Origin of the sequence: Kitasatospora sp. NPDC001309 (genome assembly GCF_042896295.1) — a bacterium.
Lineage (GTDB): Bacteria > Actinomycetota > Actinomycetes > Streptomycetales > Streptomycetaceae > Kitasatospora.
The window spans coordinates 47463-66106 of sequence record NZ_JBIAXC010000026.1 but is presented as its reverse complement, the minus strand read 5'-3'; the positions used below and the strand labels follow the sequence as shown (position 1 = coordinate 66106).

Annotated in this window: 11 protein-coding genes and 1 riboswitch; of the genes, 7 read left to right on the top strand and 4 right to left on the bottom strand. The window is 73.4% G+C overall.

What is annotated here, in order from left to right; genetic code table 11:
- Positions 1-42 precede the first annotated feature (42 nt).
- The 5 genes from aceB to ACFY2K_RS24790 all read left to right on the top strand — a co-directional run bounded on the left by aceB (position 43) and on the right by ACFY2K_RS24790 (position 6186).
- Positions 43-1653 carry a malate synthase A gene (gene aceB / locus ACFY2K_RS24810; RefSeq protein ID WP_380588080.1) on the top strand — a complete coding sequence of 537 codons (1611 nt, stop codon included), beginning with the start codon at positions 43-45 and terminating at the stop codon, positions 1651-1653.
- Between the two features lie 27 nt (positions 1654-1680).
- Entirely contained in the window at positions 1681-2592 is a 912-nt protein-coding gene (locus ACFY2K_RS24805; protein ID WP_380642634.1) for a 3-hydroxybutyryl-CoA dehydrogenase, read from the top strand.
- A 290-nt stretch (positions 2593-2882) separates the two neighbouring features.
- A complete protein-coding gene (locus ACFY2K_RS24800) occupies positions 2883-5081 on the top strand; it encodes a glycoside hydrolase domain-containing protein (protein ID WP_387714093.1) in 2199 nt (732 codons plus the stop codon).
- Positions 5078-5437, top strand: coding sequence for a hypothetical protein (locus ACFY2K_RS24795; RefSeq protein ID WP_380529820.1), 360 nt, complete (start codon positions 5078-5080; stop codon positions 5435-5437). Before ACFY2K_RS24800 ends, ACFY2K_RS24795 begins: the two co-directional genes overlap by 4 nt.
- 20 nt (positions 5438-5457) lie before the next feature.
- On the top strand, positions 5458-6186 hold the full coding sequence (locus ACFY2K_RS24790; RefSeq protein ID WP_380642654.1) for a hypothetical protein: 729 nt from the start codon (positions 5458-5460) through the stop codon (positions 6184-6186).
- 96 nt (positions 6187-6282) lie between these two features.
- Here ACFY2K_RS24790 and metE read toward each other — a convergent pair whose 3' ends face one another.
- The 4 genes from metE to ACFY2K_RS24770 all read right to left on the bottom strand — a co-directional run bounded on the left by metE (position 6283) and on the right by ACFY2K_RS24770 (position 15730).
- Positions 6283-8598, bottom strand: coding sequence for a 5-methyltetrahydropteroyltriglutamate--homocysteine S-methyltransferase (gene metE, locus ACFY2K_RS24785; protein ID WP_387714090.1), 2316 nt, complete (start codon positions 8596-8598; stop codon positions 6283-6285).
- Positions 8599-8775: 177 nt separating this feature from the next.
- A riboswitch (cobalamin riboswitch) is annotated at positions 8776-8945 on the bottom strand.
- 171 nt (positions 8946-9116) lie between these two features.
- Positions 9117-11681, bottom strand: coding sequence for a SpoIIE family protein phosphatase (locus ACFY2K_RS24780; protein ID WP_387714087.1), 2565 nt, complete (start codon positions 11679-11681; stop codon positions 9117-9119).
- Between the two features lie 43 nt (positions 11682-11724).
- Positions 11725-15117 (bottom strand): HAMP domain-containing protein, encoded by a 3393-nt coding sequence (locus ACFY2K_RS24775; RefSeq protein WP_380529828.1) that lies wholly within the window; start codon positions 15115-15117, stop codon positions 11725-11727.
- A 442-nt stretch (positions 15118-15559) separates the two neighbouring features.
- Complete coding sequence (locus ACFY2K_RS24770) at positions 15560-15730, bottom strand: hydrophobic protein (protein WP_380529829.1); 171 nt, start codon at positions 15728-15730, stop codon at positions 15560-15562.
- Positions 15731-15951: 221 nt separating this feature from the next.
- Here ACFY2K_RS24770 and ACFY2K_RS24765 point away from each other — a divergent pair, with 221 nt between their 5' ends.
- Together ACFY2K_RS24765 and ACFY2K_RS24760 are read left to right on the top strand one after the other, a co-directional pair.
- Positions 15952-17502 (top strand): threonine/serine exporter family protein, encoded by a 1551-nt coding sequence (locus ACFY2K_RS24765; protein WP_387714082.1) that lies wholly within the window; start codon positions 15952-15954, stop codon positions 17500-17502.
- Positions 17503-17570: 68 nt separating this feature from the next.
- The gene (locus tag ACFY2K_RS24760) at positions 17571-18506 is read left to right on the top strand and encodes a GDSL-type esterase/lipase family protein (RefSeq protein ID WP_380528861.1); all 936 of its coding nucleotides are present in this window, start codon (positions 17571-17573) and stop codon (positions 18504-18506) included.
- The last annotated feature ends 138 nt before the right edge of the window (positions 18507-18644 follow it).

Below are 18644 nucleotides of genomic sequence, written 5' to 3'. Positions count from 1 at the left end.
GTCCCCACCTGACCCGCCCCGCCTGCTTCCCTGGAGAACCGGATGAGCCAGTCCCGTCGCGTCGAGGTCCTCGGAGAGCCCGAGGACCGCTTCGAGGAGGTCCTCACCCCCGAGGCCCTCGCCTTCCTCGCCCGGCTGCACGACGGGTTCGCCGCCCGCCGCACCGAGCTGCTCGCCGAACGCGCTCGCCGCGCCGCCGAGTTGGCGTCCGGCGGCACCCTGGACTTCCGCCCGGAGACCGCCGCCGTCCGCGCGGACGCCAGCTGGCGGGTGGCCGGCGCCGGCCCCGGCCTCACCGACCGCCGGGTGGAGATCACCGGCCCGCCCGAGCGCCGGATGGCCGTCAACGCCCTCAACTCCGGCGCGAAGGTGTGGCTCGCGGACTTCGAGGACGCCACCTCCCCCACCTGGCACAACCTGGTGACCGGCCAGCTGAACCTGGCCGACGCGATCGAGCGCCGGATCGAGGAGACCACCCCGGACGGCAAGCACTACTCCGTCGGGACCGACCCGGCCACCATCGTGGTCCGCCCGCGCGGCTGGCACCTGGACGAGGCCCACCTGCTGATCGACGGCCGCCCGGCCGTCGGCGCCCTGGTCGACTTCGGCCTCTACCTCTTCCACTGCGGCCGGCGCCAGATCGAACGCGGCAGCGGCCCGTACTTCTACCTGCCCAAGCTGGAGAACCACCTCGAAGCCCGGCTGTGGAACGACGTCTTCACCGCCGCCCAGGCCGAGTTGGGCATCCCGTACGGGACGGTCCGCGCCACCGTGCTGATCGAGACCATCACCGCCGCCTTCGAGATGGACGAGATCCTCTACGAACTGCGCGACCACGCCGCCGGGTTGAACGCGGGCCGCTGGGACTACCTGTTCAGCCTGATCAAGAACTTCGCCCAGCACGGCCCGCGTTACGTCCTGCCGGACCGCGCCACCCTCACCATGACCCAGCCCTTCCTGCGCGCCTACACCGACCTCCTCGTGCGCACCTGCCACCGGCGCGGCGCCCACGCCATCGGCGGGATGGCCGCCGCGATCCCCCAGCGCGACCCGGCCGCCAACGCCGTCGCCCTGACCAAGGTGCGGGCCGACAAGGAGCGGGAGGCCGGGGACGGCTTCGACGGCTCCTGGGTCGCCCACCCCGGCCTGGTGGACACCTGCCGCACCGCCTTCGACGCCGTCCTCGGCGCGTTCCCGCACCAGCTCGACCGCACCCGCGCGGACGTCGAGGTCACCGCCGACGACCTGCTGGGCGTGCACCGGCTGTCCGCCGGCCTGCCCACCGACCAGGGGCTGCGCGCCAACGTCGCCGTCGCCCTGCGCTACCTCACCGCCTGGCTCGGCGGCGCCGGCGCCGTCGCCGTGTTCGGCCTGATGGAGGACGTCGCCACCGCCGAGATCGCCCGCTGCCAGATCTGGCAGTGGCAGCACCACTGCACCCGGCTCACCGGCGGCTCGCTCGCCACCCCGGACCTGGTGCGCCGGCTGATCGACCGCGAGCGCGCCGCCCTCCTCGCCGAGGGCGTCGACCCCGAGCTCCTCGACGCCGCCGTACGGGTCCTCACCGAGACCTCCCTCGGCGACGAACTGCCCGCCTTCCTCACCACCGAGGCCTACGCCCGCCACCTGGTCCGCGTGCGCGCCACGGCCTGAGCCACACCACCACGGAGGCACCGCACCATGAACGACATCCGAACGACCGAGCTCCCGACGGACGAGACCCGAACGAACGAGATCCGCCGCGTCGCCGTCGTCGGCGCCGGACAGATGGGCGCGGGCATCGCCGAGGTCTTCGCCCGCGCCGGCCTGGACACCGTCGTCTGCGAGAAGGACCGGGCCGCGCTCCGGGCCGCCCGCGGCCGCATCGACCGCTCCCTGCACCGCGCCGTCGACCGCGGCCGGATCGACCCGGCCGAGCGCGAGTCCGCCTGGGCGCACCTGCTGTTCGCCGACGACCCGGCGGCGCTGGCGGACCGCCAGCTCGTCGTCGAGGCCGTCGTCGAGGACGAGCACGCCAAGACCGAGGTGCTCACCACCCTCGACAAGGTCCTCGTCGACGACGGGGCGATCCTCGCCACCAACACCTCGTCCATCCCGGTCACCCGCCTCGGCATCGCCACCGGCCGCGCCTCGCACGTCCTCGGCCTGCACTTCTTCAACCCGGCGCCGGTGATGCCGCTGGTCGAACTGGTCTCCTCGCTGCACACCGACCGCACCGCCCTGCGCCGGGTCGAGGCCTTCGCCCGGGACGCCCTCGGCAAGCACGTCATCCACTCGCGCGACCGGGCCGGCTTCGTCGTCAACGCCCTGCTGGTGCCCTACCTGCTGTCCGCGATCCGGATGGCCGAGGCCGGCCACGCCACCCCGGAGGACATCGACGCCGGCATGGTCCACGGCTGCGCCCACCCGATGGGCCCGCTCGCCCTCGCCGACCTGATCGGCCTGGACACCGTCGAGGCCATCGCCCGCTCCCTGTACGACGAGTACAAGGAGCCCCTCTACGCCCCGCCGCCACTGCTCTCCCGGATGGTCGAGGCCGGCCTCCTCGGTCGCAAGAGCGGCCACGGCTTCCACCCCCACCGGACGTCCTGACCCCGGATCACCGGGCCCGAGAAGAGCACCGGGCCGCGCCGGGCCGAACCAGGCCGAGCCGAGCAGAACCAAACAGCAGGTCAATTCTCCCCAAAGCCCTGGTAAAGTTCCTCCCCGTGCCGCAACGGGGGGACCGCGGCCGTTTCCAGGGGGGGCATCACCGCCGGCCTCGTTCCACCGGACCGCCACGGTGGCGGAGGTGCCGCCCTGCTCGCGCCCGGCCGCCCCGCGGTCTCCCCCGTGCCCCGGAGAGGGGTGGCGGCGCTCCACCGGAACACGGGAGACAGCTCATGGCTGACGAGATGGTTCGTCTGGCTCAGAAGTTCATCAACACGACCTACAACAGCGGTGCCATGCTCGGCATCTCGAAGCTGGAGGAGGACGGCCGCACCGGCTGGCCGACCATGTACGCGCTGACCCGCGCGCTCCAGTACGAGATGGGCATCACCGCGCTGTCGAACTCCTTCGGCCCGACCACCCTCTCGACCCTCCAGGCCAAGTACCCGAGGCTCGACGAGTCGACCGTCCCGTCCGCGAACTTCTGCCGGATCCTCCAGGCCGCCCTGTACTGCAAGGGCTACGACGGCGGCGAGATCGACGGGAAGTACAACGACCGGGTGAAGGCCGCGGTCGGCAGGCTCAAGACCCACATGGGCCTGGAGTCGGTGTTCCCGGGCAGCGCCCTCGAACCCAAGGTGGTCAAGGGCCTGCTCACCATGGACGCCTACGTCACCGTCAACGGCGGCACGGACGGCGTCCGGGCCATCCAGCGGTGGCTGAACGGCCGCTACGTCAACCGCAAGGACTTCTTCGTCATCCCCTGCGACGGGCACCACTCCCGGGACGTCGCCAAGTCCATGCTGCTGGCGATCCAGTACGAGCTGGGCATGGCCGACGGCACCGCGAACGGCGCCTTCGGCCCCGGCACCCAGGCGGGGTTGAAGGGCCGCACCCTCACGGTCGGCGCCACCGGCACCTGGCCGACGCTGTTCACCGCGGCGATGATCCTCAACAAGCGGGACGTCCCGCTCGGCGACTTCACCGCCACCGTGAAGAGCGGCGTGGAGGCCTTCCAGTCCTTCGTGAAGCTGCCGGTCACCGGCACGGGCGACTTCCAGACCTGGGCCTCGCTGCTGGTCTCCTACGGCGACCAGACCCGCCGGGGCACGGCCTGCGACGGCGTCACCAAGATCACCCCGGCCCGCGCCCAGGCGCTCAAGGACGCCGGCTACCAGTACATCGGCAGGTACCTCTCCAACGCCTCGACCACCAGCCTGCCGGAGAAGCAGATCCAGCCGGGCGAGCTGGCCACCATCAAGCAGTACGGCCTGCGCTGCTTCCCGATCTACCAGACCTGGAGCCGGTCGGCGGACTACTTCGGCTACGAGCAGGGCAACAACGACGCCTTCCGCGCGGTCGAGTGGGCGCGCTTCCACGGCTTCAAGCCCGGCACCACCATCTACTTCGCCGTCGACTACGACGCGATGGACGGCGAGGTCACCGCCAAGATCGTCCCGCACTTCCGGGGCGTCCACCACACCATCAGCGAGAACTCCCCGTACCGGGTGGGGATCTACGGCCCGCGCAACGTCTGCCAGCGGGTCGCCGACGCGGGCTACGCGGAGACCAGCTTCGTCTCCGACATGTCCAGCGGCTTCTCCGGCAACCTCGGCTACCCGATGCCGACCAACTGGGCCTTCGACCAGATCGCCACCGTCACCGTCGGCTCGGGCGCGGGCGCCATCGAGATCGACAACAACATCGCCTCCGGCCGGGACACCGGCCAGGGCGACTTCGACCCGGGCCTGCCCAGCGTCGCCGGGCTCGACGTGGACCTGGACAAGACCGCCTACCGCGACCCGATGCTGCGCGACGTGCAGAAGTACCTCACCTCGATCGGCGTCCCGGAGACCGGCGGCTCCGGCTGGACGGACTCCGACTGGGTCACCCTCGGCGGGGTCTCCACCACCAAGGCGTACGACCTGGTGCTCAGCGCGGACTGGCTGTTCACCGCGCTGGCCCGCGAGTTGAAGCTGCGCAAGGCCCTGATCCAGGCCCCCGTCCTGTGGGAGCTGCGCAAGCTGAACCCGCTCGACGCGGTCTCCGACGCCGGCGTCCGCAACGGGATCCTGGAGGACTGCAGCACGGGCTGGGGCCAGATCTTCGCCCGGGTCGCCATGGCCGCCCGCAACTACTGCCTCAAGGAAGGCCTGATCAACGGCTCCCCGCTGGCCGAGCCCAACCTGCGGGAGGTCTGGGACAAGCTCCAGGACCCGGCCTACAACATCCGCTCGGTCGCCTACCTGACGGTCTACAACGCCCACCAGCTCAAGATCGCCCGCCCCGACCTGACCACCGGCCCGGCCGACACCCAGGCCCTGCTCGCCCGGTACAACGGCCTCGGCGAGGACGCCCAGCAGTACGGCCGCGAGCTGATCGGCCTGTACAACGTCCTGGAGGGCTACAACCTGCTCTCCCGCACCAAGTGAGCTCCGCTGCCCCGGCGGACGCCGAACGGCCCCGGGACTACTCCCCCACCGCCGCCGTCGTGAACCTCCTGCTGGGGGTGCCCGGCATCGTCCCGGTCTGGCTGCTCTACTACTTCGCCGCCAACTGGCCGCTCGCCGCGCTCGGTTGGACCAGCCGTGAGCCGACGGAGAACGACGGTGTCCTGCCGTGGCTGCTGCTGCCCGGCCCCCTGGTGCTCGGCTCCGCCGTCCTGTGGTGGTTCGCCAACCGCGCCCTGCGGCGCCGCACCGCCCCGCACGGCCGCCGCGCGGTGTACTGGCCGACCAGCGTCCTGCTGACCCTGGTGCCCACCTTCGTGCTCATCGTCGTCCTGTAGGAGAAAGAGAGTTGGAAAACGTGCAGACCACCGTCACCCGGCGCACCGTCACCCGACGGACCGCCGTCCGGGGCGCCGCCGTCCTCGGCGCGGCCGCGGCCACGGCCGCCCTGCTCCCGGGCACGGCCTCGGCCGCCCCGGGCACCACCCCGCCGCAGGCTCCCGGGCTCCCCGAACTCACCGAACGGAAGCTCCCCACCAGCGCCAACGGCTGGACGATCGAGAAGGAGGCCAACCACGTCTCCACCGTCTGGACCCGCCAGGTCGCCGGCACCGGGCTCTCGGTCGACCTCCGGATCGGCGACGTCGAGGAGATCCTCGTCCACCTGATCCGGCGCTTCCACTACGAGGTGGAGGAACTCCCCGACGGCGACCTGCTCGGCTGGCAGGAGATCGGCGGCCTGCGGACGGCACTGCCGGAGTCGAACCTCGCCTCCGGCACCGCCGTCCGCATCCGCCCCGGCGCCTCGGCCAAGGGCGGCCTCTTCGCCCACCAGGAACTGGTGCTGCGCGACATCCTCGCCGACTGCCAGGGCGTGGTGCGCTGGGGCGGGGACGACGACGAGGTGGACGAGTCGCTGTTCTACCTCGCCCTCGGCCCGCAGGACCGCCGGGTGAACCGGCTCGCCGACCGCCTGCGCGGCTGGGCCGAACGCCCCGGCGCGGGCGCCGGCACCCCGGTGGACGTGGCCTCCCCGGACCGCCGCACCGAGGCGAGCACCCTGGCCCGCACCCAGCGCGCGGGCTGACCACCCCACGGGGGCGGGCCCGGCAGCCGTGCCGCGCCCGCCCCCGAACCCGTCCGATCGGCCCGCCTGATCAGCCCATCTGATCAACCCGCCCGATCAGCCCGCGAGTTCGGCCCGCAGGCGGCGGGCGGCGGCGACCAGGCTGTCCAGCGAGGCGCGGGTCTCGGGCCAGCCGCGGGTCTTGAGGCCGCAGTCGGGGTTGACCCAGAGCCGCTCGGCGGGGATCGCCGCCAGTCCGGCCCGCAGCAGCTCGACGGCCTCCTCGGTGCTCGGCACCCGCGGGGAGTGGATGTCCCAGACACCCGGGCCGACCTCGCGCGGGTACCCGGCGGAGGCCAGTTCCCCGGCGACCTCCATGTGCGAACGGGTCGCCTCCAGGGAGATCACGTCGGCGTCGAGTTCGTCGATCGCGGTCATGATCGCGCCGAACTCGGCGTAGCACATGTGGGTGTGCACCTGGGTGTCGGCGCGCACGCCCGAGGTGGCCAGCCGGAAGGCCTCGGTGGCCCAGTCCAGGTAGGCCGGGCGGCCGGCGGCGCGCAGCGGCAGGGTCTCGCGCAGGGCCGGTTCGTCGACCTGGACGACGGCGGCGCCCGCGGCCTCCAGGTCGGCGACCTCGTCGCGCAGGGCGAGGGCCACCTGCCGGGCGGTGTCGGCGAGCGGCTGGTCGTCGCGGACGAAGGACCAGGCGAGCATGGTGACCGGGCCGGTGAGCATGCCCTTGACCGGGCGGTCGGTCAGGTCCTGGGCGTAGCGGAACCAGTCGACGGTCATCGGCTGCGGGCGGGAGATGTCCCCGGCCAGGACCGGCGGCCGGACGTAGCGGGTGCCGTAGGACTGCACCCAGCCGTGCCGGGTGGCCAGGTAGCCGGTGAGCTGCTCGGCGAAGTACTGGACCATGTCGTTGCGCTCGGGCTCGCCGTGCACCAGGACGTCCAGGCCGGCCTTCTCCTGGTAGGCGACCACCTCGCGGACCTCCGCCTCCATCCGCTCCCGGTACGCGGCGGCGTCGATCCGCCCGGCGGTCAGGTCGGCCCGGGCGACGCGCAGTTCGGTGGTCTGCGGGAAGGAGCCGATGGTGGTGGTCGGCAGCAGCGGCAGTGCGAGCCGGGCCCGCTGGGCCGCGGCCCGTACGGGGTAGGGCTGGGCGCGCCGGGCGTCGCCCGGGGTGACGGCCGCGGTGCGGGCGCGTACGGCCGGGTCGCGGGTGATCGGCGAGGTGGCGCGGGAGGCCAGGTCGGCGCGGTTGGCGGCGAGTTCGGCGGTGATCGCGCCGGTGCCCTCGCGCAGGGCGCGGGCCAGCAGCGCGGTCTCGGTGGCCTTCTGCTTGGCGAAGGCGAGCCAGCGGGCGATCTGCGGGTCGATGTCGCGTTCGAGGGTGGCGTCGATCGGCACGTGCAGCAGCGAGCAGGAGGGCGCGACGTCGACCCGGTCGGCGAGCCCGAGCAGGGTGGCCAGGGTGGCCAGCGAGGCGCCCAGGTCGTTGATCCAGATGTTGCGGCCGTCGATCACCCCGGCGACCAGGCGCTTGCCGGGCAGCCCGCCGACGGCGGCGAGGTCCGCCAGGTTGGCGGCGGCCGGTCCGGTGAAGTCCAGCGCCAGGCCCTCCACCGGGGCCTTGGCCAGCACCGCCAGGGCGTCGCCGAGGCGGTCGAAGTAGCTCGCCACCAGCAGCTTGGGGCGCTCGGTCGGCGCGCCCAGCTCGCGGTAGGCCCGGGCGGCGGAGTTCAGCTCGACCGGGGTCCGGTCCTGGACCAGCGCGGGCTCGTCCAGCTGCACCCACTCCGCGCCGGCGGCCCGGAGCGCCGCGAGCAGTTCCGCGTAGACGGGCAGCAGCCGGTCCAGCAGGGTGATCGGCTGGAAGTCGGGGGCCACCCCCGGCGCCGGCTTGGCGAGCAGCAGGTAGCTGACCGGCCCGACCAGCACCGGACGGGCGCCGTGCCCGAGCGCGAGCGCCTCCTTGAGCTCGGCGACGGCCTTGGCCGGGTTCGCGGCGAAGGCGGTGTCCGGCCCCAGCTCCGGGACGAGGTAGTGGTAGTTGGTGTCGAACCACTTGGTCATCTCCAGCGGAGCGACGTCCTGGTTGCCGCGCGCCATGGCGAAGTAGCCGTCCAGCGGGTCGGCGTCGACCGCCGCCCGGTGCCGCGGCGGGATCGCGCCGACCGCCACGGTGGTGTCCAGGACGTGGTCGTAGAGCGAGAAGTCGCCGGTCGGGACCTCCTCGATGCCGGAGTCGGCGAGCTGCTGCCAGTTCCCCCGGCGCAGGTCGGCGGCGGTGGCCAGCAGCACCTCGGCGGTGACGGCGCCCTTCCAGTACCCCTCGATCGCCTTCTTCAACTCCCGGCCCCGCCCCTGGCGGGGGTAGCCGTGGGCGGTGGCGAGGGTCGCCGCGGCTGCGGACTTCGTGGTCAAGGGACTCTCCTTCGCGAGTCTGGTTCCTCAAGTGCCCGGCGACGGGGACGAGGACGCGAAGGGACGACGGACCGGACGGGCCCCCGCACACGGGTACGGCTCCGCCAGGTGTGGTCGCCGACCCGCCCTCGAGGTCACCGGATGGCCGGGCGCGAACGGTCGCACCCGGGCAGTGGCAGGTCTTCGGACTCGCGGGCCCGCCCGTCCTCCTCAAGGACCGGCACCTACTGGCCGTCGCTTCCCAGACCCGAACCGGGCCCAGTGCGTATGACGGCGGTCGTTCCCACTCACCGCTGCGGGGCAGTCCCGGACTGGCCAGTTGAAAGGCGTCACCGGGTTCCCTCTTACGACACCCCGCCTGGCGGACGGGGCGAACCAGCTGCACCCGCCACCCTACGGGCAGCCCGCCGCTTTCCGGCCGGAGAACCGCACAACCGTCCACATGATGAGACGACGTCAGCCTCCGACGACCTCGGCCTGCGACCGGGGTCAGCCTCCGGCCGCTGCGACGGCCCGGGTCAGCCGACCGCCACCCCGACCAGGCAGGTGTCGTCGTCGGTGTCGGCACCGCTGTACTGCAACAGGTGGTCCAGGTGCCCCTCGAGGCCGTCCCCACCCTCGGCGGCCAGCCGGTGCGCCCGCTCGGCGAGGGTCGTCAGGTTGCTCAGCGACGCCTGGAGGGACTCGTCGCGGCGCTCGATCAGCCCGTCGGTGTACATCACCAGGGTGTCCCCGGGCCGGAGCACGATCTCCTCCTCCTGGTAGTCCGCCTGGTCGACGGCGCCGAGCAGGATCCCGCCGAGCTGCGGGAGGGTCCGCGCCCGGCCCTCGCGCAGCAGGACCGGTGGCGGGTGGCCAGCGCGGGCCCAGCGCAGCCGCCGGGTGGCGGGTTCGTAGAGCCCGCAGACGGCGGTGGCGGTCACGTTGTCCGTGAGGTGGTGGGTCACGCTGTTCAGCCAGTTGAGCAGTTGGCCCGGTCCGGCACCGGTGGCGGCCAGGCCGCGCAGGGCGTTGCGCAACGCGACCATGCCGGTGGCTGCCTCGATGCCGTGCCCGGCGACGTCGCCGACGCAGATCAGGACGTCGCCGGTGGGCAGCACGAGGGCGTCGTACCAGTCGCCGCCGACCAGGTGGTCCTTCTCGGCGGGGCGGTAGCGCACCGCCACGTGCAGGTCGTGAAGGTCCAGCGGCCCCCGGGCGGGCGGCATGATGGCGTGCTGGAGCTGGAGGGCGAGGCGGCTGCGCTCGGCGGCCTGCTGCTCGCTCTGGGCGAGCTGGTCGCGGGTGGCGGCCAGGGCGACCTCGGTCCAGTGCTGGGCGGAGATGTCCTGGTAGGCGCCGCGGACCACGCGCAGTCCGCTGTCCGGGTCGTGCACCGGTTCCGCCACCACCCGGATGTGCCGGGTGACCCCGTCGGCGCGCTGGAGGCGGAAGGCGGTGGAGGCGGGCCGCCGGTGGTGCAGCAGCGTCCGCAGGAAGCGGCCGATGGTCTGCCGGTCGTCCGGGTGGGCGTGCTCGGCGAGCTGGTCGAGGGCGATCGGCCGGTCGGTCGGCGCGAGCCCGTGCAGCTCGAACAGGGTTTCGTTCCAGTCGATCCGACGGGTCGCCAGGTTCTCCTCGAAGCCGCCGATGCGGCCGAGGCGTTGGGCGTGCTGGAGCAGTCGGGCGACCCGCGGGGTACCGTCGTCGAGCCGCCAGACGACCACCAGGTGGGTGCCGTGCCGGCTGATGCCCACCTGGGCCCGGGCGGTCAGCGGCACCCCGTCGACCAGGGCGGCCAGCCGCATGTCCTGGGTACGGAAGGGCTCGCCGGTGGCGAAGACGTGCTCGACCATCTCGGCCAGACCGCCCGGTGCGGCCGCCAGCGGGTAGGCCTCCAGCAGTCGGCGACCCACGATGGCCACCGTCGGCCGGCCGGCGAAGTCCGCGAAGGACGGGTTGACGTGCCGGATCACGAACCGGGGCGGGAGTCCGTCGTGGTCCGGGGCGAGCCGCAGGACCAGGCAGGGGTCGAACAGTCCGTCGGCCAGCTGCCGCAGTTCGTCGAACTGGGCGTCCGCGGGATCGGTGGCGGAGAACTCCCGTCCGTCCCAGGACTCCAGGGTGGCGGCGGCCACCTCGGCGAGCGCCTCGAACTGCCGTTGCAGGGGCTGGGAGCGCTCGGGGAGTTCCTCGTTCCAGCAGAGCTCCAGCACGCCGATCAGCCGGCCGCCGACCCCGGCCGGCACGGCCAGCCGACCGCCGCGGACGTCGTGCTGGCCGATCGAGGGCAGCGAGGCGTCGGCGAGCACGGGGTAGGCGACGGTGCCTCGTTCGTCCAGCGCCCGGCGGGCCGGCGTGGGCACGCCCGGGGGTACGTGGCGCCAGCGGCGGGCCTCCTCCGGCTGGAACCCGGCGCTGCCCGCGAGGGAGAGCGAGAGGTCGGGATGGGCGGCCCAGACGGCCACCGCGGCCACGCCGAGCGGCCGCAGGGCGTGCTCCAGCATGGAGCGGGCCGCGCTCTCGGCGTCGCCGCCCGCGACAGTGTCGGCCTCGATGCTGCGCAGCCGGCGGGCGACCGGGTCCGTGGTACGGACGGCCGTACCGGCGACGAAGTCGCGGGCGAGTGCGGAGATCCGGTCGGCCGCGACCTGGTTGACCAGGTCGGCGGCCAGCGCCAGGGTGGTCACCCCGGCCTGCTCGGCGAGGCCCTCCAGCTGGCGGGCGGCCTCGGTGGGGCCGCAGCGCAGCCGTTCCACCAGGACGCCGACGGCCAGCTCGACCACGGCGCGGCCCGCCGAGTCGGCCTGGGCCTGGTCGAGTTCCCGGCGCAGCCACTCCACCGTGCTGGCGAGCCGGCCCATGGCGGTCGCCGTCGGGTCCGGGTCCGGGTCCGGGTCCGGGTCCGGGTCCGGGCCGCCCGGGGCTGCCGGGCGGGCCGTCGGTTCCGGACCGTACGACGGGGACGCCTCGCCGGGCGGGGCTGCGTCGCCGACCGGCTGCGGACCGGCCGGGGTGCGCTGGGCGCCGACCCTGGGCAGGACGGTGGCCGGGTCCGCCGCCCGAGCGCGATCGGCTGCGGGCTGCTCCGGTGGGTGCTGCACGGTGGTGGGCTCCTGGGTCGTGGACGGCGGCTCCGGACGGCGGCTACCGGGTGAGGTGGTGGGTGATCCGGTTGATCACCTCGTCCGCGTCCACCGGCTTGGTGATGTAGTCGCTCGCCCCTGCGGCCAGGCTCTTCTCCCGGTCGCCGAGCATCGCCTTGGCGGTCACGGCGATGATCGGCAGCCCCTCGTGCTCGGGCATCGCGCGGATCGCCGCGGTGGCCGTGTACCCGTCCATCTCGGGCATCATCACGTCCATCAGGATGACGTCGATGCCGGGGTGGGCGGTCAGCGACTCCAGGGCGGCGCGCCCGTTCTCGGCCTGGAGGACCCGCATCCCGTGCAGTTCCAGGATGCTGGTGATCGCGTACAGGTTGCGGTCGTCGTCGTCGACCACCAGCGCCGTACGCCCGGCGAGGGCCGGCCCGGTGGCGGGGCTCCAGGCCTGGACCCGGTCCCCGTCGCGGACCGACGGGAGCGCGCCGCCGGGGTGGTCGGCGCTCATGTGGAGGGCGATCCGCTCGCGCAGTTCGTCGAGGCTGGCGAGCAGTTCCAGCGGTCGCCCGCCTGGGCGGGTGACCGCGTCCGGGTGCTGGACGGCGACGCTCCGGTTGTTGTGCGCCAGCACCGGCACGGTGTGCAGCGCCGGGTCGCCCTCCATCTCGGACAGCAGGGTCGCTGCCGTGCCGTCCGGTAGGTCCAGTTCCAGGACGACGCAGTGGCAGGGGGCGGTGGCCAGCGCGGTGGCGGCTTCCTGGGCACCGACGGCGGTGATGATCTCGACCTCCCGGTGCCCGGCGGAGTAGCGGGCGAGGTCGGCGACGGCGTTCTCCGCCACCAGGGTCAGCAGCCCGCTGGGCCGCCCCTCGACCACCAGGAGCCGACGCGGCCGGCCCGCGGACGAGCGGTCGGCCGGTTCGTGGGCCTGGTCCGCGGCGGGCCGTGCGCAGACGCCGTCGTTCGGCTCCACGGCCGCCGTCGGGGCCTCGGGGACGGCGACCTCCGCGTGGACCACGGGCAGGTAGAGGGTGAAGACGCTGCCCCGGCCCAGGCTGCTCTCGACGGTGATCGCGCCGCCGAGCAGGTAGGCGATCTCCCGGCTGATGGACAGTCCGAGGCCGGTTCCGCCGTACTTGCGGCTGGTGGTGCCGTCGGCCTGCTGGAAGGCCCCGAACACGGTCTCCAGGTGCTGGGGCGCGATGCCGATCCCCGAGTCGGTGACCCGGAAGGCGAGCACCGGCACGCCGCGCCGTACGCCGTCGGGGAGTTCGGCCGCGGTGGCGGGCTCGATCCGCAGCTCGACCCGGCCGTGCTCGGTGAACTTGACGGCGTTGGACAGCAGGTTGCGCAGCACCTGCCGCAAGCGGTAGTCGTCGGTGCGCAGTTCGCCGGGGACCCCGTTGGCGGTGCGGACCGCGAAGGCGAGGTTCTTCTGCCCGGTCATCGGGCGGAAGGTGGCCTCGACGTAGTCCAACAGGGTCTGCAGCGGTACCGCGTCGACGCTGAGGTCCATCTTCCCGGCCTCGACCTTGGACAGGTCGAGGATGTCGTTGATCAGCTGGAGCAGGTCGGAGCCGGCCGAGTGGATGATGCCGGCGTACTCGACCTGCTTGGCGCTCAGGTTGCGGGTGGGGTTCTGCGCCAGCAACTGGGCGAGGATCAGCAGGCTGTTGAGCGGGGTCCGCAGTTCGTGGCTCATGTTGGCGAGGAACTCGGACTTGTACTTCGAGGCGAGGGTCAGCTGGTGGGCACGCTCCTCCAGCTCCTGGCGGGCCTGCTCGATCTCCAGGTTCTTGGTCTCGATGTCCCGGTTCTGGGCGGCCAGCAGCTCCGCCTTGTCCTCCAGTTCGGCGTTGGAGAACTGGAGCTCCTCCTGCCGGGCCTGCAACTCGGCCGACCGGGCCTGGAGTTCGGCGGTGAGCCGCTGGGACTCGCCGAGCAGCTCGTCCGTCCGGGCGTTGGCGATGATGGTGTTCACGTTGACGCCGATGGTCTCCATCAGCTGGTCCAGGAAGTCCCGGTGGACCTGGGTGAACGGCAGTACGGAGGCCAGCTCGATGACGCCGAGGACCTGCCCCTCGACCACGATCGGCAGCACGATGAGCGACAGCGACTCGGTGCGGCCGAGGCCGGAGGAGGCGGCCAGGTAGCCGGGCGGCAGGGCGCCCACCGCGATGGTCCGCCGGCTGCGCGCCGCCTGGCCGACGAAGGACTCGCCCAGCCGGAAGCGGGTGGGCCGCTCGCCGTCGGGGAACGCGTAGGAGCCGACCAGTTGGAGCACCGTCCCCCCGCCGCCGTCCTCGGCGAGGTAGAACGCGCCGCACTGGGCGCCGACCAGCGGGGCGAGTTCGTCCATCACGGACTCGGCGACGACGCCCAGGTCGCGTCGGCCCTGCATCAGCGCGGAGAACCGGGCCAGGTTGGTCTTCAACCAGTCCTGTTCCTCGTTGGCGCGGGTCGTCTCGCGCAGCGACTCGACCATGAAGTTGACGTTGTCCTTGAGGTCGGCGACCTCGCCGGAGGCATCCACGGTGATCGAGCGGGTCAGGTCGCCGGCCGCGACGGCGCTGGTGACCTCGGCGATCGCCCGGACCTGCCGGGTCAGGTTGCCCGCCAGCTCGTTGACGTTCTCGGTGAGCCGCTTCCAGGTGCCGGAGACGCCCCCGACCTTGGCCTGCCCGCCGAGCCGGCCCTCGGTGCCGACCTCCCGGGCCACCCGGGTCACCTCGTCGGCGAAGGAGGAGAGCTGGTCGACCATCGTGTTGATGGTCTCCTTCAACTCCAGGATCTCCCCGCGCGCGGTGACGGTGATCTTCTGCGAGAGGTCGCCCTCGGCCACCGCGGTGGCCACCTGGGCGATCGCACGGACCTGGCCGGTGAGGTTGCCCGCCATGGAGTTCACCGAGTCGGTGAGGTCCCGCCACGTCCCCGAGACGCCCTCGACCTTGGCCTGCCCGCCGAGCCGGCCCTCGGTGCCGACCTCCCGGGCCACCCGGGTCACCTCCCCGGCGAAGGAGGAGAGCTGGTCGACCATCGTGTTGACGGTGTTCTTCAACTCCAGGATCTCGCCCCGGGCGTCGACCTCGATCTTCTGCGTGAGGTCGCCGCGGGCCACCGCCGTGGTCACCTGGGCGATCCCGCGCACCTGGAAGGTGAGATTGCCGGCCATCGCGTTGACCGAGTCGGTGAGGTCCGCCCAGGTGCCCGACACGCCCGGCACCTTGGCCTGCCCGCCGAGCCGGCCCTCGGTGCCGACCTCCCGGGCGACCCGGGTCACCTCCGAGGTGAAGTGCGACAGCTGGTCGACCATCCCGTTGAACACCGAGGCGATCTCGCCCAGCAACCCGTGCTCGTCGTCGGGCAGCTTCGTGCTGAAGTCACCGTCCCGGACGGCCGTCAACCCGGCGAGCAGCTGGCGCAGTTCGGGCTCGTTCACCAATGCCGTCTCCGGCTCGCCCGCTGGGCGCTGCCGTGGGCCGTCGGTCGTGGTCGGGACAGCCATCGAACGTCGCCTCCGTAGAACGCGGGGCCTCGGCCCGGCATCCGGTCGTGAACACCGCCGGGCGGACCGGACGTGGCCGGTCCGCGCTCCGGGTGCGGTGGGTACCCCGACGGAGGCTACCCCAGCGGCCGTTCCGCCGGGAACGGCCGCCACCAGGCCGGGAGAAGCCGCCGGAGACGCCGGCCCGGCCCTCCACCGGACCTCCACGCGACCGGGGCGCACCACCCCGTCGGGCGGGGGTACCGGAGGTCCCGTCATACCGTCGCACGGGAGCCGCTGCGGGCCCGCCCGCCTGGGCGCAAGGACAACGGGGCCGCCCGACCGGACGGCCCCTCGGCGCGGAGCGGCCGACCGCCGCCGGCCGCTCCGTGAGCGGCTACCAGCGGTACCAACGGCCCCGCGCGCCGGTCGACGAGGTCCCTCGGGCGACGAAGCCGAGCAACCAGACGACCAGCACGATGACGGCTGCCCACCAGAGCACCTTGAGAGCGAAGCCGGCACCGAACAGGATCAGTGCGAGCAGAAGCACCAACAGCAGCGGGAGCATGTCCGGCCTCCTCGGTCGGGGTTGTGTGCCCGGCCTTCTGCCCCCGGATCGCGAAAGAATGCCCCGGTTCGCGACATGCCCGGGCACCCACCCGACAGCCGACTCCGTCAGGGCGCGCGGATCTTTCCGCACTCCGGGTGTGACGTTCACGAAGTGATGGCCTTGGGTAGTCGAATGGAAGCCGAAAGTAGCCGAATCTGGGGGGTGGTCAGGGAGCGACGATGCCGGAACACGAGGAGAGCGGTGCGCGGGCCGACACGGGCGGGCCGAGCGCGCCGGACGGGCCGCGGGTGCCGCCGCAGGGCGGACCGGGCGCAACGGAGGAGGGCGATCCCCTCTCCGGAAGACCGCCCCGGCCCGCGGGCGGCGCGGTCCGCTGGCCGGAGCAGATGCTGCCGCTGCTGCGTTCGCCGAACTCCGCCCACCCGGCGGCCGGGCACGGCGAGGAGGAGGACGAGGGTGCGGCCGATCCGGGGCCCGCCGTGGTCGCCGCCGTGCTCGGACTGACCCTGCTGGTCGGCGAGTTGATGCTGACCTGCGGTGAGGGCGCCGAGGACGTCGAAGCGGCCATGCTCGCCGTGGCGCGAACGTACCGGGTCCGTCCCTGCGACCCCCAGGTCGCCTTCACCCGGGTCGCGATCTCCTACCTACCGGGGCAGGGCGACCCGCCGGTGACGGCCGAGCGCTTCGTCCGCCGCCCCACCGGGGACTACGCCGGGCTGGCCGCGCTGTTCCGGCTGGTCACCGAGATCACCGCGGGCGGGCTCGCCGTGGACGACGCCCACCGACGACTGCGCGCCGTGCGCCGGCACTGCCGCCACTACCCGGCCTGGGTCCTGGTGCTCTCCTCCGGACTGCTGGCCGGCGTCGCCACCCTGCTGGTCGGCGGCCGGGCCGACGCCCGGGCCTGGCTGGTGTTCGTGAGCGCCGTGGTCACCACCATGGTGGGCGGTCTGCTGGCCGCCCGGGTCGAACGGCACGACCTGCCGGAGTTCTACCGGATCGCGGCCGCCGCGACCCCGGCCGCGGTGGTCGGCATCCTGATGTCCTTCAACCACCTGCAGCTGCGCGGCTCGGTGGTGATCACCGGCGGGCTGTACGCGCTGCTGCCCGGCTGGCCGATGGTCGCGGCCGTGCAGGACGGCCTCGCGGGCTTCTACCTCACCGCCGCCGCCCGGCTGCTGGAGGTGCTGTACCTCCTGGCGGGCGTGGTCGTCGGGGTGATGACCGTGCTGTACATCGGGGTCAACAACGGCGCCGACCTGGCCGCCCAGAGCGACCCGGCCGCCCCCGCCAACCCGCCGCTGCAACTCGCGGCCGCCGTCCTGCTCGCGCTGACCTTCGCGGTGCTGCTCAACACCGAGCCGGCCACCCTGCCGGCCGTCCTGGTCAACAGCGCCGCGGGCTGGACCACATACTCCGTGCTGGCCGACGCGGGCGCGGAGCCGATCATGGCCACCGGACTGGCCGCCGTCCTGGTCGGCCTGTCCGGCCAGCTGATGGCCCGCCACCGGGGCAGCTCGGTGCTGCCGTACGTCACGGCGGCCCTGGGGTCGCTGCTGCCCGGTTCGCTGCTGTACTTCGGGCTGCTCGCCTTCGTCCGCGGCGAACCGGAGGCCGGGCTCAGCGGCCTCGGGCACGCCACCGCCACCGCGCTGTCCCTCGCCATCGGCGTCAACCTGGGCCGGGAGGCGGCCCGCCTCTTCCTCCCGGCCCGGCCGTCCACCCCGGCCGCCCCGGCCGCCCGCCACCGGGGCCGCCACCGACGCTGAGCCACGCCCGAGGCGTGTGGGAGAGTGAGTTGATCATTCCGAGTGAAGTGAAAGGCCACGGCGTCACGGTGACCGAGTCCCAGCCCCACCTCCTGTTCTCCTTCGGCACGCTGCTGGACCGGCAGGTCCAGACCGCCCTCTTCGGGCGCACCGTCGCTACCACCCCGGCCGCCCTGGCCGGGTACGCGACCAGGCCCCTCGCCATCACCGACGAGGCCGTCATCGCCACCAGCGGCCAGGACGTGCACCTGACCCTGGAACGCAGGCTCGGCAGCACGGTCGAGGGCGCCGTCCTGCGGCTGACCGACGAGGAGCTGGCCGCGGCCGACGCGTACGAGGTCGCCGACTACGCCCGGCGACAGGTCCTGCTCACCTCGGGCGAGACCGCCTGGGCCTACCTGGACGCGAACCCGCTACGCTCGGCGGCACGCATCGTCATCGTCGGCGACAGCATCGCCTACGGGCGCTGCGACCCCCAGGGCGGCTGGACCGGGCACCTGGCGGCGGCCCACATCGCGGCGAACGAGACCCAGAACCGGGTCTTCAACCTCGCCGTCCCCGGCAGCACCCTGGCGGACGTCAGCGCGCAGACCCCCGCGCTCCTACCTCCCCGTCACCCGGACACGCTGATCGTGGCGGCGGGGATCAACGACTCCGCCGTGCCGCTCGCCGGGCCCGGCGACGGCCACGACGGGCTCGCCCACCTCACCGCCCACCTCGACTCGCTGGCCGCGACCGCCCGGCGGCACAACGCCCGCCTGGTCGTCGTCGGGCCGGTCTGGCTCGACGAGACCCGCACCGGCGACTACGAGGGCCTGCGCTTCACCACGGACCGGGCGCTCGCCCTGCGCACGGCCCTGCGGGCCTGGTGCGCGGACCACCACCTCGACTTCCTCGACCTGTGGGAGCCGCTCCGCGACCAGCCCCACCTGCTCGTCGACGGCCTGCACCCCGACGCGGCGGGACACAAGGAACTCCACCGGCACCTGGACGCCCTCGGCTGACCGTCCAACGGGCCCGTGCGTCCCCCGGGACGCACGGGCCGCCCGGCCGCCGGGTGCGGTCGTCACGGTGGCCGGGCTCTGAACTGTCGGCGGCGGCCCGAACGGCGGCCCCGAGGGGAGGAGGCCGTGCCGTCCGGG

Bases quoted from the DNA above. Each gene is read 5' to 3' on its own strand.
- aceB (WP_380588080.1), top strand. From the start codon at position 43: ATGAGCCAGTCCCGTCGCGTCGAGGTCCTCGGAGAGCCCGAGGACCGC.
- ACFY2K_RS24805 (WP_380642634.1), top strand. From the start codon at position 1,681: ATGAACGACATCCGAACGACCGAGCTCCCGACGGACGAGACCCGAACG.
- ACFY2K_RS24800 (WP_387714093.1), top strand. From the start codon at position 2,883: ATGGCTGACGAGATGGTTCGTCTGGCTCAGAAGTTCATCAACACGACC.
- ACFY2K_RS24770 (WP_380529829.1), bottom strand. From the start codon at position 15,730: ATGCTCCCGCTGCTGTTGGTGCTTCTGCTCGCACTGATCCTGTTCGGT.
- ACFY2K_RS24765 (WP_387714082.1), top strand. From the start codon at position 15,952: ATGCCGGAACACGAGGAGAGCGGTGCGCGGGCCGACACGGGCGGGCCG.